The 13434-nt window shown below is 58.1% G+C and carries 13 protein-coding genes; 6 read left to right on the plus strand and 7 right to left on the minus strand.

The window, feature by feature from the left end; genetic code table 11:
- Genes AC3B6F_RS03100 through AC3B6F_RS03110 form a run of 3 tightly spaced genes read left to right on the plus strand, consistent with a single transcriptional unit; the run spans position 1 to position 2756 of the window.
- Complete coding sequence (locus AC3B6F_RS03100) at positions 1-1359, plus strand: peptidylprolyl isomerase (protein WP_489823357.1); 1359 nt, start codon at positions 1-3, stop codon at positions 1357-1359.
- Between the two features lies 1 nt (position 1360).
- Entirely contained in the window at positions 1361-2185 is an 825-nt protein-coding gene (gene rsmA, locus AC3B6F_RS03105) for a 16S rRNA (adenine(1518)-N(6)/adenine(1519)-N(6))-dimethyltransferase RsmA (protein ID WP_489823358.1), read from the plus strand.
- Between the two features lie 22 nt (positions 2186-2207).
- Complete coding sequence (locus AC3B6F_RS03110) at positions 2208-2756, plus strand: DNA-3-methyladenine glycosylase I (RefSeq protein WP_156470792.1); 549 nt, start codon at positions 2208-2210, stop codon at positions 2754-2756.
- On the opposite strand, the gene AC3B6F_RS03115 is transcribed toward AC3B6F_RS03110, so the two are convergent.
- From AC3B6F_RS03115 to dnaG, 7 genes are all read right to left on the minus strand, one after another.
- Positions 2745-3965 carry a class I SAM-dependent methyltransferase gene (locus AC3B6F_RS03115; RefSeq protein ID WP_489823359.1) on the minus strand — a complete coding sequence of 407 codons (1221 nt, stop codon included), beginning with the start codon at positions 3963-3965 and terminating at the stop codon, positions 2745-2747. The genes AC3B6F_RS03110 and AC3B6F_RS03115 overlap by 12 nt on opposite strands.
- Before the next feature lie 137 nt (positions 3966-4102).
- Positions 4103-4693, minus strand: coding sequence for a 50S ribosomal protein L9 (rplI, locus tag AC3B6F_RS03120; RefSeq protein WP_023943032.1), 591 nt, complete (start codon positions 4691-4693; stop codon positions 4103-4105).
- Positions 4694-4703: 10 nt separating this feature from the next.
- Positions 4704-4985, minus strand: coding sequence for a 30S ribosomal protein S18 (gene rpsR, locus AC3B6F_RS03125; protein ID WP_007282799.1), 282 nt, complete (start codon positions 4983-4985; stop codon positions 4704-4706).
- Between the two features lie 5 nt (positions 4986-4990).
- Positions 4991-5473 (minus strand): 30S ribosomal protein S6, encoded by a 483-nt coding sequence (gene rpsF, locus AC3B6F_RS03130; protein ID WP_010502015.1) that lies wholly within the window; start codon positions 5471-5473, stop codon positions 4991-4993.
- Positions 5474-5630: 157 nt separating this feature from the next.
- The gene (locus AC3B6F_RS03135) at positions 5631-6203 is read right to left on the minus strand and encodes a GNAT family N-acetyltransferase (protein WP_010502017.1); all 573 of its coding nucleotides are present in this window, start codon (positions 6201-6203) and stop codon (positions 5631-5633) included.
- Positions 6204-6214: 11 nt separating this feature from the next.
- Complete coding sequence (rpoD, locus tag AC3B6F_RS03140) at positions 6215-8164, minus strand: RNA polymerase sigma factor RpoD (RefSeq protein ID WP_061932450.1); 1950 nt, start codon at positions 8162-8164, stop codon at positions 6215-6217.
- 134 nt (positions 8165-8298) lie between these two features.
- Positions 8299-10140, minus strand: coding sequence for a DNA primase (gene dnaG, locus AC3B6F_RS03145; RefSeq protein ID WP_489823360.1), 1842 nt, complete (start codon positions 10138-10140; stop codon positions 8299-8301).
- Positions 10141-10472: 332 nt separating this feature from the next.
- Here dnaG and AC3B6F_RS03150 point away from each other — a divergent pair, with 332 nt between their 5' ends.
- The 3 genes from AC3B6F_RS03150 to AC3B6F_RS03160 are packed head-to-tail and all read left to right on the plus strand — an operon-like array spanning position 10473 to position 13428.
- Complete coding sequence (locus tag AC3B6F_RS03150) at positions 10473-11693, plus strand: NAD(P) transhydrogenase subunit alpha (RefSeq protein ID WP_489823361.1); 1221 nt, start codon at positions 10473-10475, stop codon at positions 11691-11693.
- A complete protein-coding gene (locus AC3B6F_RS03155; protein WP_010502024.1) occupies positions 11690-12010 on the plus strand; it encodes an NAD(P) transhydrogenase subunit alpha part 2 in 321 nt (106 codons plus the stop codon). The genes AC3B6F_RS03150 and AC3B6F_RS03155 overlap by 4 nt, the downstream gene beginning before the upstream one ends.
- Positions 12007-13428: an NAD(P)(+) transhydrogenase (Re/Si-specific) subunit beta gene (locus AC3B6F_RS03160; RefSeq protein WP_489823362.1), complete on the plus strand. Its 1422-nt coding sequence runs from the start codon at positions 12007-12009 to the stop codon at positions 13426-13428. Before AC3B6F_RS03155 ends, AC3B6F_RS03160 begins: the two co-directional genes overlap by 4 nt.
- The last annotated feature ends 6 nt before the right edge of the window (positions 13429-13434 follow it).

Raw genomic sequence — 13434 nt, forward strand, 5'->3', positions numbered from 1 at the left:
ATGTCCAAGACCCCACGCACCGCATCTACGGCCCTGGCTGCCCTGCTGGCTCTCTCTGTCGCAGCGCCCGCCGCTTTGGCCCATCCCGCTTTAGCACATAAAAATGTGCCCCAGAAAGCAGCAGCTCCGGCAAAGCCCCCGCCGGAGGATCAGATCCTCGCCGTCATCAACGGCCAGGTTCTGACGCAGCGCGATGTGGACAACCGCGCGAAACTGTTCGTGCTCTCAACCGGCCTGCCCGTCAGCCCGGACGTCATGAACCGCATGCGCGGACAGATCATCCATCAGCTGATTGATGAACGCCTCAAGACGCAGGAAATGCTCAAGAGACACATCAATGTCGAGCCTGAGCAGATTGCCGCAGCCATCAGCAATATCGAACAGCGCAACGGCATGCCCAAAAATGCCCTGCGCGACCGCCTTGCTTCTGATGGCGTATCTCTGACCACCCTGATTGACCAGATCCGTGTCCAGATCGGCTGGATGCAGGTTCTGCGTGAACAGCTTGGCGAAGGAGGCCGCATCACGGCAACGCAGATTGCCCAGCGTGAGCAGGCGCTTCAGGCCGAGCAGGGTCGGGCACAGTATATGATGAGCGAAATTTTCGTCCCTGTGGCGGACCCTCGCCACGACGAGAACGAACTCGCCTTTACCCGCACCATTATTACCCAGCTTCGCAATGGCGCGCCCTTCCCCATTGTGGCGGCTCAGTTCTCCCAGGCACAATCAGCGCTTGATGGCGGCTCCATGGGATGGGTTCAGGAAGACAATCTCGACCCAGAGGTTGTGAACATCGTACGCCAGATGCCGATCGGCGCCATCTCCAACCCCATTCAGGTTGCAGGCGGTTTCGTCATTGCCACGGTTCAGGCCAAACGCGTCGTAGGAAAGCAGATGGGAACACTGGTCGCATTGCGACAGGCGTTCTTCCCATTCGATGCGCCTTTGAACCCGCAGAATCCAACGCCGCAGCAGCAGGCCTCCTTGCAGAAGGCAACACAGGCCATCCAAACCATTCATAGCTGTGACGCTCTGGAAGCCCTGAACAAGTCTCTAGGGGAAAAGCGCCCCAGCAACCCAGGAACCCAGGTTCTGGAGCGCCTTGCACCCCAGATGCGCTCTGTTATCGAGCCGCTGCCCGTCAACAAAGTCAGCCGCCCGCTGGTTTCCATGGATGGAATTGCCCTACTGATGGTCTGTGACCGCCAGCAGAAAAATCTGGCACAGCAGACACCGGGCGAAATTGCTGATCAACTCATGAACGAGCGCGTGGAACAGGCGTCCCGTCAGCTTCAGCGTGATCTGCAGCGCCGTTCCATCATCGACATCCGCCCTGCCGCAAAACCGGCGCTGAACTGACGTGAACCTCCCTTCCCTTAAAGACACCATTCAGGCCCATGGTCTGGGTGCCAAAAAGTCTCTCGGTCAGCACTTTCTTCTCGATCCGGGCATCTGCGCCCGGATTGTCTCTCTCGGCGGCGATCTGACAGGCCGCAGCGTTGTGGAAATTGGCCCGGGACCCGGTGGCCTGACCCGCGCTCTGCTTGAAAGTCCCGCAGCGCGTGTTGATGCCGTCGAAATTGACGAACGAGCTTGGCCTCTGCTGGACGAACTGGCAGGCTATTATCCCGACCGGTTGCATGTCGTTCGTCAGGATGCCCTGAAGCTAGACGCAGCAAGCCTTGCTCCTGCCCCGCGTCAGATTATCGCCAACCTGCCCTATAACGTCGCGACACCTCTCCTTGTAGGCTGGCTGAAGCAGGCAGCATCCTGGGAACGTTTGTCCCTGATGTTTCAGCTGGAAGTGGCCGAGCGTATCTGCGCGGCCCCAGACACATCGGCCTATGGCCGGCTAGCCGTGCTGTCTCAATGGTGTGCCTCCTGCTCCGTCGCCCTCCGTATCCCCCCGGGAGCCTTCTCGCCGCCGCCAAAAGTCCATTCTGCCGTTGCTGTCCTGATCCCTCATGCAGAACAGCCGGAACCGGCTCTCTTTCGTGCCATGGAACGAGTGACAGCAGCGGCTTTTGGACAGCGCCGCAAAATGCTCCGCTCCTCCCTCAAGTCTATTGGCGGAGAAGCTCTTCTGGCCGAAGCAGGGATCGAACCAACCCGACGCGCCGAAACCCTTTCGGTCGCAGAATTCGCACGTCTTGCAGAACTGCACCTTGCCCGTTCCCGGTCCTGACCACCCACGTTGCCGCTGGGCCATGACAGATCCGCTTCTTCGTCAGTACCATGACGAAGAATGGGGCGTCCCTGTCCGGGATAGCCGCCTTCTGTGGGAAACTCTGGTTCTGGAAAGCTTTCAGGCCGGCCTGTCCTGGCTGATTGTCCTGCGTCGTCGAGAAGGGTTCCGACGTGCTTTTGCCGGTTTTGACCCGGAAAAAATTGCCCTGTTTACAGATGCCGATGTTGATCGGCTGATGCAGGATGAAGGCATTATTCGTGCTCGTGCCAAAATTGTAGCGACCATCGGGAATGCCCGCGCCTATCTCGCCATGCGAGACAATGGCGAAGATTTTGCGGATTTCATCTCGAAACTGGTTCCTGACGCTCCGCTTCATAATCCCAGTGGAACGGTCCTGAGCCAGTCTCCGCTATCCTTGAAAATTTCAAAAGAACTGAAGTCTCGTGGCTTTCGTTTCGTCGGACCCGTCATCGTCTATGCATGGATGCAGGCCGTGGGTCTGGTGCACGACCATGACCCATCCTGCTTTCGCTATACACCGAAAAGAGAGGTTTCTTCAGACCTCTGAAGGCTTGTGCTCCGTCTCGTACATGTAATCCCGTGTGAGCGGTAAAGCGTCCACCGATCGCGTCAACTGTATCTGAAAATTCATGTGCCCCTGCAGGCGAAACGCCAGTTCACTTCCAATCAGATACAATTCGAACATCCGGACGAACCGCTCGTCATAAAGATCAATGATTTTCTGGCGGTTCGCATCAAACCGCTTCCGCCATTCAGCAATCGTTTTGGCATAATGCAGACGAAGGATTTCACAGTCCGTCACCCATAACCCTGACCGCTCAACCGCCGCCAGTGTCTCGCTCAGAGCAGGAGAGTATCCGCCTGGGAAAATATATTTCTGAAGCCATGCATTGGTCGTTCCGGGCCCGTCCGTTCGACCGATGGAATGAACCAACGCAATACCATCAGGCCTCAGGCAATCCTTAACCCCCCGGAAATACCGCTCGAACTGGGCTTTGCCCACATGCTCGAACATCCCCACCGAGACAACACGATCAAACTGATGCCGGACGTTTCGATAATCCATGAGTTCGAAGCGAACCTGCCCTTCAAGCCCCTCTTCCCGAACCCGCCGTCGCGCCTCTTCCAGCTGTTCTTTCGAGAGGGTAATGCCCACAACAGTGGCGCCATAATCCTTGGCCAGCGTCAGGGCCAGCCCACCCCATCCGCATCCGATATCCAGAACCTCAAGTCCCGGTCGATCCAGTTTGAGTTTGGAAGCAATATGCCGCTTCTTCGCAGCCTGTGCCTCTTCAAGGGTCATGTCGTCATGCGCAAAGTAAGCGCAGGAATATTGACGGTCCTTGTCGAGAAACAGGTCGTAAAGGCGACCGTTCAGATCATAATGATGCGCAACATTGCGACGTGATTTTTTAAGGGAGTTCAATCCTTTGAGGGGACGCGCAAAATATCGGAGTCGGTCCTCGATTTCTTCAAAGACGTGACCACCCTCCATGATGTTGGCCATCAAAACCCTCATCAAGGTCTCAAGCGTACATCCTTCAGGGGAGAGTTCTCCCGCCATATATTCTTCGCCAAACGCCAGGCCTGAGTTGATGACCAAAGAGCGCTCGGCCTGCTTCGTTTTCAGGTGGAGCCCGGCTTCAAGGCCGGGCTTGGTGCCTCTGTAAATATGAACAGTGCCGTCACTGAACGTGACCCTCAGCACTCCAACCTGAATAAATTTCTTCAGAACGAAATCGAGAATGGGTTTCACACCTGCCTCCCTCCTGTTCACGCGCCTCACGACAAAGCGTGACACATCTGTCAGTTTCCTGACCAGAAGAGCAGACAACAAAAAACCCGGCACGGGAATACCCGGCCGGGTTCTCTGTTTTGGCTATGCCAGCGAAATCAGCCTTCGACTTCTTCCGCAGCGGCTTCGGCAGCAGCTTCTTCAGCTGCGTTCTCGGCCTGCAGTTCACCGAGGATGTTTTCATCCTCTTCTTCCACGCCAACGGCTTCGCCGCGGGCCTGGCGCTCAGCTTCTTCAGCAGAACGTGCAACGTTGACTGTCAGCGGAATGGACACTTCCGGGTGCAGGACGATGCGGGCTTCCGTCAGGCCAAGGACCTTGATCGGGTGAGCCAGAATAACCTGCTGACGAGCAACCGTCAGGCCGGCATCCGTAGCAGCAACGGCGATGTCGCGCGTGCTGACGGAACCGTACAGGCTACCGCTGTCGCTGGCCTGGCGGATGATGACAACCGAGAGGCTGTCCATACGCTCGGCAAGACGCTCGGCTTCTTCACGCTTCTTGATGTTCAGGGCTTCAAGTTGCGCACGCTCCGTGTCGAAACGCTTGCGGTTTGCAGCCGTGGCACGCATGGCCTTGCCCTGCGGAAGCAGGAAGTTACGTGCGTAACCCGGCTTCACCTGGACAAGATCACCCATCTGGCCGAGATGCTCGACCCGCTGGAGCAGGATCAGTGCGGTCTGGGACATGGTGCTCTCCTCAGCTCACGACGTAGGGGAGCAGGGCGAGGAAGCGGGCACGCTTGATAGCCTGCGCCAGCTCACGCTGCTTCTTGGCCGAAACGGCCGTGATGCGGCTCGGCACGATCTTGCCGCGCTCGGAAAGGAAGCGGCTCAGCAGACGCACGTCCTTGTAGTCGATCTTCGGCGCATTCGGACCGGAGAACGGGCAGGACTTGCGACGACGGTAGAACGGGCGACGTGCACCAACTGCGGTGCGACGGGTAGCCGGGTTCACTTCTGGGGTGGTTGTCTCGGACATGATTCTTACTCCGCTCCAGCCGCCTCACGAGCATCGTCATGCTCGCCGCGTGCACGATACTCTTCACGGTCTTCACCGCCACGACGCGGGCCGCCACGGCCGCTCTCGAAACGGCCAGCCGGCTTGGAGCCGCCACGGAAACCGCCACGCTCGCCACGGTCGTCGTTCTTGCGAGCCAGAACCGGAGACGGGGTCTCGTCGATCTCGTCAACGCGGAGCGTCAGAACGCGCAGCACGTCTTCGTTCAGACCGAGCTGACGCTCGAGTTCACGCAGCGTGTCAGGGGTGCAGTCGATACCGAGCAGGACGTAGTGGCCCTTGCGGTTCTTCTTGATGCGATATGCGAGCGAACGGAGGCCCCAGAATTCGCGCTTCTGGATGGAACCACCATGCTCGGTCAGCAGGGCTTCAATGGTCTCGACCAGGCCTTCGACCTGTGCCTGGGACACATCGTTACGTGCAATAAGCACGCTTTCGTACAGTGGCATGAAAACTCCCTTCGGATGAGGTCAACCCAACTGGTCCAGCCCGTGCCGGAGACAGTGCAATCTTGAGGAAAGCGTGGGTATAGCCGGCGCGACGCCACATCGCCCGGCAGGGAAAGGCTGCATTAATCACGCAGACCTTCGAAAATCAAGGATAAACTCAGAGTCGACGCAGTCTCGGCGGCAGATATTCATCCGGAACATCCCAGACTTCCTGCACGACATGCCGGATCACAAAGCCGCCCTTCTGATAGTTGGTCAGAGCCCGCGGATGATCGAGGGTGCAGGTATTCACCCGCAGCCGCCAGCTTCCTGCGTCAAACGCCTGAGAAACCGCACAATTCAGCAAAACAGGCCCAAGCCGCCGACCGATCGCAGCCGGCACCAGACCGAAATAAGCCAGATTGGCATCCCCATGATCTCTCAGATCCAGTTCATAGAACCCAAGAGCAACTCCGGCAGCATCCCAAAGTACCATAAAATAGACGGAGGGATCATGCAGGATTTCCGCGAGCTGCGCATCCGGCATCGGGCGCCGCATCCACCAGCAATAGTCTTCTCCGACATCGCGGTAGAGCTGGCGATAAAGTGTGAGGGCCGGTGGTAGAACCCGTTCAAGGGACAAACCATCTGGAAGCACTGGAGACGCGCAGGACGTACGCGTTTCCAGAAAAGTGACATCCACCTCAAGCCGGGTGGATGCCCCCTTTGGACTGAGCCAGTCCGGCACCATACCCCCGACGATCAGTTATCGTCGAGGAAGGACCGCAGCTTACGGCTACGGCTCGGATGCTTGAGCTTACGAAGCGCCTTCGCCTCGATCTGACGGATACGCTCACGGGTCACGTTGAACTGCTGCCCAACTTCCTCAAGCGTGTGATCCGTGTTCATACCGATACCGAAACGCATGCGAAGCACACGCTCTTCACGCGGCGTCAGGGATGCCAGAACGCGGGTTGTGGCTTCACGCAGGTTCGTCTGGATCGCAGCGTCCAGCGGAATGACGGCCGTCTTATCCTCGATGAAATCACCGAGATGGCTGTCTTCCTCATCACCAATCGGCGTCTCCAGAGAGATTGGCTCCTTGGCGATCTTCAGAACCTTGCGAACCTTCTCCAGCGGCATGCCCAGCTTTTCAGCCAGCTCTTCCGGAGCAGGCTCACGCCCGATCTCATGCAGCATCTGACGGGACGTCCGCACCAGCTTGTTGATCGTCTCGATCATATGCACCGGAATACGGATCGTCTTGGCCTGATCCGCGATGGAACGCGTGATCGCCTGACGGATCCACCAGGTGGCATAGGTCGAGAACTTGTAACCGCGACGGTACTCGAATTTGTCCACCGCCTTCATCAAACCGATGTTGCCTTCCTGAATCAGATCCAGGAACTGCAGACCACGGTTCGTGTACTTTTTGGCAATCGAGATCACGAGACGCAGGTTGGCCTCGATCATTTCTTTCTTGGCACGCGTGGAATCACGCTCACCGCGGGAAATAGTCGCATACACACGACGGAACTCGCCAACCGGAAGACCCGTCTCATGCGCCAGCGCAGACAGGTCTCCACGGAGACTATGAAGTTGCTCCAGATGGCGGGTGGTCAGCGTCTTCCAGCCCTTGCCTGGCAGAGTGCAGATGAAATCGATCCAGGTTGGATCCATCTCGCGGTTACGATACTTCAGCAGGAAGTCGTCACGCGTGATCTTGCAGCTTTCCGCAAGACGCAGCATCCGGCCTTCCAGAGTATTCAGGCGCTGAACATGAACCTTGATCTGCGCAACCAGTTCTTCGATCCGGTTATTGTGCAGATGAACCTGCTCAACCAGCGTCACCAGTTCGCGACGCAGTTCTTCGTAAACCTGCTCGGACTTGTCCGTTGATTCTTCACCCGCGGTCAATGCTTCCAGACGCTTGGTCTGTAGCTGGCGCAGCTTGTGATACAGCGGCTCAATGGCTTCAAAGCGGGCCAGGATTTCCGGCTTCAGCTTCTCTTCCAAAGCGGACAGAGAAAGACCACTGCCTTCCTGCTGCTCGCCGTCACCATCCTCGGCATCATCATCACTATCGTCGTCAGCAGGCTCTTCGCCTTCTTCGCCTTCTTCGTCTTCAGGTCCTGGACCACCAGACTGGCTGGCCTCCAGATCCACGATATCACGAAGCAGCATCTCGCCGTCCTTGAGGCGCTCATGCCAGGAAATGATGGCGCGGATCGTCAATGGGCTTTCGCAAAGCCCACCAATCATCTCGTCCCGACCAGCCTCAATCCGCTTTGCGATGGCAATTTCGCCTTCGCGGGACAGCAACTCCACCGAGCCCATCTCGCGCAGGTACATGCGCACCGGATCATCCGTCCGGCTGGCGGCTTCAGCGTCGATGTTGCCACCCTGCGGCTCATCGGACTCTTCAGCTTCTTCCTTGGCCTCGTCCTGAGCCGTCTCAGGCTCATCCTGTTCTTCGTTCTCGAGAACCTGAATGCCCATTTCCGACAGAGCTGCCATCACGTCTTCGATCTGCTCAGAGGACATCTGGTCCTGCGGCAGAACGGCGTTCAGCTCGTCAAACGTGATGTGGCCACGCTCACGCCCTTTGGCGATCAGCCGCTTTACGGCAGCGGACTGCGTATCAAGAAGAGTGGCATCCCCCTCCTGTTCCTGCGCGTTCCGATCCGTACCAGAGGCTGTTTTCGTCGCCATGCGTCTCTCCCTCAACTCCACCGAAAGCAAGCAATTCGGCAGCGTGCAGGTGGTCGATCCTGAGCTGTAAGTCAAGGTTCAGACGAAAAAGAATGCAACTTCAAGGCAAGAAAAAACGTTACCGCCGACCTTTTTCAGTTCTCTTCTTCCACATCCTCACCCCGGCGCAACGCTTCCAGAACGCGCATCCGGGCCAGAAGACTTTCCGGAAAAGAACCGTCTCCGCTTCCTCCTCCAGAGTAAACCTGCATGATGGTTGCCTGAATATCGTTGGCCACTTCGCGCTCGAAATTTCGAAAATTTACAAGCCCGTAAAAGTGCCACCAGCTTTCCACGACATCGACCTTGAGAACATCATCCCGGTCTTTTCCAAGACCCACCTCACGAGGCATCGGGCTTTCCGTAACGGCGGTCACGATATTCGTCAGGCCACGATTCTCGATCCAGTGCTGACAGTTCTCTTCTGTCAGATCCTCGTCCTGACAGGCCCAGTCCAGAAGGGCCGCGCGAATCCGATCCAGATCACCGGGAAGGGCCAGACTGCTATAGGCCTGTTCCACTTCGGGAAGAATGTCCGGATATCGCAGAAGCAGTGCTGTCAGGATATTCAGCCGCTCCACACTGCCCTGCTCGATATGACGCATCTCTCCCGGAGCCTGCATCGACAGGGGCAGCGGCGCACCTTTCTTCTGAAACGGCTTTTTTCCACCGCCTCCGCCACGCCGGAAACGCGCGAAAAACATATCCAGAAACGTGCTGCGATACTCGGAAGACAGGGCACGATCCGGAATCAGCTTCGAAAGCGCCACCAGCTTTTCGCGAAGCGCCGCCCGCTGATCAGGACCGGGGTCCGACATATTCCCCGTCATCAACCCAAACAGTTCCGTTGCCAGAGACGTTGCGCCCGACAATGCTTCCCCCATCGCGCCAGCCCCGCGCGAACGGATCAGACTGTCCGGGTCATCTTTCGGATCAAGACGGCAGAAGCGGAGCGTCCTTTCTGGCGATAACAGAGGCAGCGCCACTTCACACACACGCAAAGCCGCACGCGCACCAGCCGCATCTCCATCCAGACACAGAATGGGAGACGGCGTCATGCGCCAGAGCAGATCAAGCTGCTCTTCTCCAAGCGCAGTTCCTAAAGGAGCCACCGCTCCCCCGAACCCGGCCTGATCCAGAGCAATGACATCCATATACCCCTCGACCACAACCAGCTCGGCGCCCTTGTGGACAGCCTCACGGGCCAGATCGAGATTGTAGAGGGTCCGTCGTTTGGAAAAGAGCGCCGTTTCCGGTCCGTTCAGATATTTCGGCTGGCCGTCGCCCAAAGTCCGTGCGCCGAAGGAAATGATTTTCCCGCGCCGGTCCCGGATTGGAAACGTCACGCGATTGAAGAACAGTTCGCCCTTGGGCTGTCCCCGATCATCCACGCGCAGGATGCCAGCCTGTATTAGCATTTCAGGCGTCACATCATGGGCACGCAGTTCTTCGACCAGATGCCTCCCATCGCCAGACCAGCCCAATCCGAACCGCTCTATCGTTGCGTCACTCAACCCACGTCCACGAAGGTAAGCCAACCCTTCCCGGCCTTCCGGAAGAAAAAGCCGACGCCGATAACTCGCCTGAACAAGAGACAGCACGTCCCCGAGAGATTTGACCTCCCGCGCACGTGCCTCACTTCGTGGGTCCTGCTTCGGGACTTCAAGTCCGGCTTCAGCGGCGAGCTGCTCCACAGCCTCCGGAAAACTCCGGCCATCGCTCTGCATGACAAACGAAATCGCATCGCCATGCGCGCCGCAGCCGAAACAATGGAAATGGTCGTCATAGACGTAGAAAGACGGCGTCTTTTCCCCATGGAAAGGACAGCATGTTTTCCAGTTCCGACCCGAACGAACAAGCTTGTTCCGCCGCCCGATCAGGGAGGCCAGGGGCGTCCGGTTGCGGAGTTCATCCAGAAAGGCAGCATCAAATGCCATGGGGCAGCAGGAGCCTTTCGATCAGTTTTATCAGAAGGATGCGTCTTACCGCGACTGTGTGGGAAAATCCATCATCTCTGCCCAGCCTCTGCAAATCAGCTGCTTACAGGCAGAACCGACCGTTTCAGAAATGATTGTAACCGATTTTCGGGCCGCGGCCGCTTACATTGTGTCAAACGAAAGAAACTTTTTTTCTTTTGACACCCATCAAGGGAAGAGAGGCAAATATAGCGTCAATATGGCAGTCGAACGAGGCTCAGGCCCCTGCATCCCTTTAGTGGGGTGGATGAGTCGCGCCTTCACAAAAGATTAAAGACGCAGGATTCCAACCTATGACCGTCAAAATCACGGTATTAAAAGAACAGGACGAAGGTGGCGAACGCCGCGTCGCCCTGATCCCGCAGGTTGTCGAGCGCCTCAGCAGCCTCGGCGTCTCTTTCGCGATGGAAAACGGGGCCGGTGCCGCCTCTTCCTACCCGGATGAAACCTATAAAGACGTAACCCTTTCAACAGACAGGAAGGCCCTGCTCAGCGATGCGGACATCGTCCTCGCCGTTCAGCCGCCAACCATTGAAACCGTTCAGGCCATGAAGCCTGGCGCCATTCTGGTGTCCTTCATCTACGGCCGAAACCATCCAGATCTGGTCAAGGCCCTGCGCGACCAGAAAGTAACCTGCTTCGCCATGGAACTGGTTCCCCGCATTTCCCGCGCACAGGCCATGGACGCCCTGTCCAGTCAGGCAACCCTCGCAGGCTATTACGCCGTTCTGCTCGGGTCCGTGCACATGACCAAGATCCTTCCCATGATGACCACCGCCGTTGGCTCCCTGCGGGCCGCACAAGTTCTGGTCATGGGCCTTGGCGTCGCTGGCCTACAGGCCCTCGCCACGGCCAAGCGCCTTGGCGCGGTGACGGAAGGCTATGACGTCCGACCTGAGACACGCGAAGAAGCACAGTCTCTGGGTGCCAAATTCGTCGATACCGGCGTGAATGCGACCGGAACCGGCGGATACGCCCGCGAACTGACGGACGAAGAAAAGCAGACGGTCCGCAAGGCCATCAGCGATCACATCGCCCGCGCCGACCTGATCGTCACCACGGCAGCCGTCCCGGGCAAGAAGGCTCCGCGCCTGATTGATGCCGATCAGATCAAGGCCATGAAACCGGGCTCCGTCATCATCGACCTTGGTGCAGAAGGCGGCGGCAACTGTGAGGGCACACAGGCTGGCCAGACCGTACAAGTTGGCCCGACCACGATCGTGGGTCCGATCAATGTTCCGTCCATGCTCGCTCTTCAGGCCAGTGAACTCTACTCCAAGAATATCATGCATCTGCTCCAGCAGATCCTGACCAAAGACGGTCAGATCCAGCTGGACTTCACGGATGAAGTCATTTCCGGCACCGCCCTCACTCATGATGGCTACATCACGAACGAAGGCATCCGCACGGCCGTCGATCCGAATTCTCCGGCACCGCCCGCACCACAACCCCCTGCCCCGGCTGCCGCCCCCGCCGCACCGGCACAGGCTTCAGGACAGGAGGCCGCACGATGATCACCGCAATGACCTTCATCATCGCGCTCTACATCTTCATGCTCGCCGCCTTCACGGGCTACGAGGTCATCAGCCGCGTGCCCTCCATTCTGCACACACCGCTGATGTCCGGCTCGAACTTCGTGCACGGCATCGTGGTCGTAGGTGCGCTAACAGCCCTGTTCAACGCCTCTTCCGTCCTTGAACAGATCGTCGGCTTCCTTGGCGTCGTCATGGGTGCCGGTAACGTCGTCGGCGGTTACGTCGTGACAGACCGCATGCTGGCCATGTTCAAACCCAGTGACAAAGCTGCTCCGCAGAAGGGAGCACAGAAATGATTCTCCTCGAATATATCGTCGCCATCAGCGCCCTGATCGCCTCCGGCCTGCTGGTCTACGGTCTCAAGCGCATGTCCTCTCCCGTCACGGCCGTTTCCGGCATCGTGACGGCTGGCTGGGGTATGCTCTTCGTCACAGTTGCCAGCTTCCTCGGCATTTTCAGCGTTTCTGAAGCTGCAAAGCCGCATCTGGTCGTCAATGTCATTCTGGCCATTCTTGGCCTCATCATCGGTGGTGGCTGGGCTGGCTGGAAAGGCCGTAGCGTGGCCATGACGGCCATGCCGCAGATGGTCGCCCTCTTCAACGGCATGGGTGGCGGTGCTGCCGCAGCAGTGTCCGTCATCGCCCTGACCGGCCCGAAAGAAACAGGCATCGTTCCGCTTCTCGTTACTGTCGCCGGTGGCCTGATCGGCAGCATGTCCCTGTCAGGTTCCATCATCGCCTGGGCCAAACTCGATGGTCGGATGAACAAGCCGATCCGCTTTGGCGGCCAACGTATCGTCAATGCTGCCGTCTTCATGCTGACCGTCCTGCTCGGCATCATGGCAGCCTTCCTGTACCATCAGGATGGCGGCGGTATCGCTACACTGCTGTTCTTCATCGGCGCCCTGCTGGCTGGTATCTGCATGACGATCCCCATCGGCGGCGCAGACATGCCGGTCGTGATCTCGCTCTACAACGCATTCACAGGCTTGGCCGTCGGTCTCGAAGGCTATGTCATGGCCGACCCGGCTCTGATGATTGCCGGTATGGTCGTGGGTTCTGCCGGTACGCTGCTGACGGTCATGATGGCCAAAGGCATGAACCGCTCCATTTCCAACGTGCTGTTCAGTAATTTCGGTGAAGCTTCTGCCTCCACGGCCACAGGTCCGCAGAAAGAAGCCAAGTCCGTCGCTCCCGGCGATGCTGCCACGACGATGCGCTATGCTTCGTCTGTCATCATTGTTCCGGGTTACGGTCTGGCCGTCGCTCAGGCTCAGGGCAAGCTGTATGACTTCGTCAAGCAGCTTCAGGCCGCAGGCGTGGATGTCAAGTTCGCCATCCACCCGGTCGCCGGTCGTATGCCGGGCCACATGAACGTGCTGCTCGCCGAAGCCGGCGTCCCGTATGACATGATCTACGATATGGAAGACATCAACGACAGCTTTGCTGACACGGATGTCGCCCTCATCATCGGCGCCAATGACGTGGTGAACCCGTCGGCTCGCACAGACAAATCCTCCCCGATCTACGGCATGCCGATCCTGAACGCCGATAAGGCCCATCAGGTCTTCGTCATCAAACGTGGCATGGGCATGGGTTATTCTGCCGTCGAAAACCCGCTCTTCTTCCAGGACAACTGCGCCATGGTCTTCGGCGACGCGCAGGCCGTCCTCAGCAAGATGGTCGAAGCCGTCAAGGCGCTCGGCACATCGTAAACCAGT

It is taken from the genome of Gluconobacter sp. ESL1110, assembly GCF_058107395.1.

What these genes read in the sequence shown, in the direction of transcription:
- rpsR (WP_007282799.1), bottom strand. Translation starts at nt 4,985, where the DNA reads ATGTCCGAGACAACCACCCCAGAAGTGAACCCGGCTACCCGTCGCACC.
- rpsF (WP_010502015.1), bottom strand. Translation starts at nt 5,473, where the DNA reads ATGCCACTGTACGAAAGCGTGCTTATTGCACGTAACGATGTGTCCCAG.
- AC3B6F_RS03160 (WP_489823362.1), top strand. Translation starts at nt 12,007, where the DNA reads ATGATTCTCCTCGAATATATCGTCGCCATCAGCGCCCTGATCGCCTCC.
- dnaG (WP_489823360.1), bottom strand. Translation starts at nt 10,140, where the DNA reads ATGGCATTTGATGCTGCCTTTCTGGATGAACTCCGCAACCGGACGCCC.
- AC3B6F_RS03110 (WP_156470792.1), top strand. Translation starts at nt 2,208, where the DNA reads ATGACAGATCCGCTTCTTCGTCAGTACCATGACGAAGAATGGGGCGTC.
- rpoD (WP_061932450.1), bottom strand. Translation starts at nt 8,164, where the DNA reads ATGGCGACGAAAACAGCCTCTGGTACGGATCGGAACGCGCAGGAACAG.
- AC3B6F_RS03100 (WP_489823357.1), top strand. Translation starts at nt 1, where the DNA reads ATGTCCAAGACCCCACGCACCGCATCTACGGCCCTGGCTGCCCTGCTG.
- AC3B6F_RS03155 (WP_010502024.1), top strand. Translation starts at nt 11,690, where the DNA reads ATGATCACCGCAATGACCTTCATCATCGCGCTCTACATCTTCATGCTC.
- AC3B6F_RS03150 (WP_489823361.1), top strand. Translation starts at nt 10,473, where the DNA reads ATGACCGTCAAAATCACGGTATTAAAAGAACAGGACGAAGGTGGCGAA.
- rplI (WP_023943032.1), bottom strand. Translation starts at nt 4,693, where the DNA reads ATGTCCCAGACCGCACTGATCCTGCTCCAGCGGGTCGAGCATCTCGGC.
- AC3B6F_RS03135 (WP_010502017.1), bottom strand. Translation starts at nt 6,203, where the DNA reads ATGGTGCCGGACTGGCTCAGTCCAAAGGGGGCATCCACCCGGCTTGAG.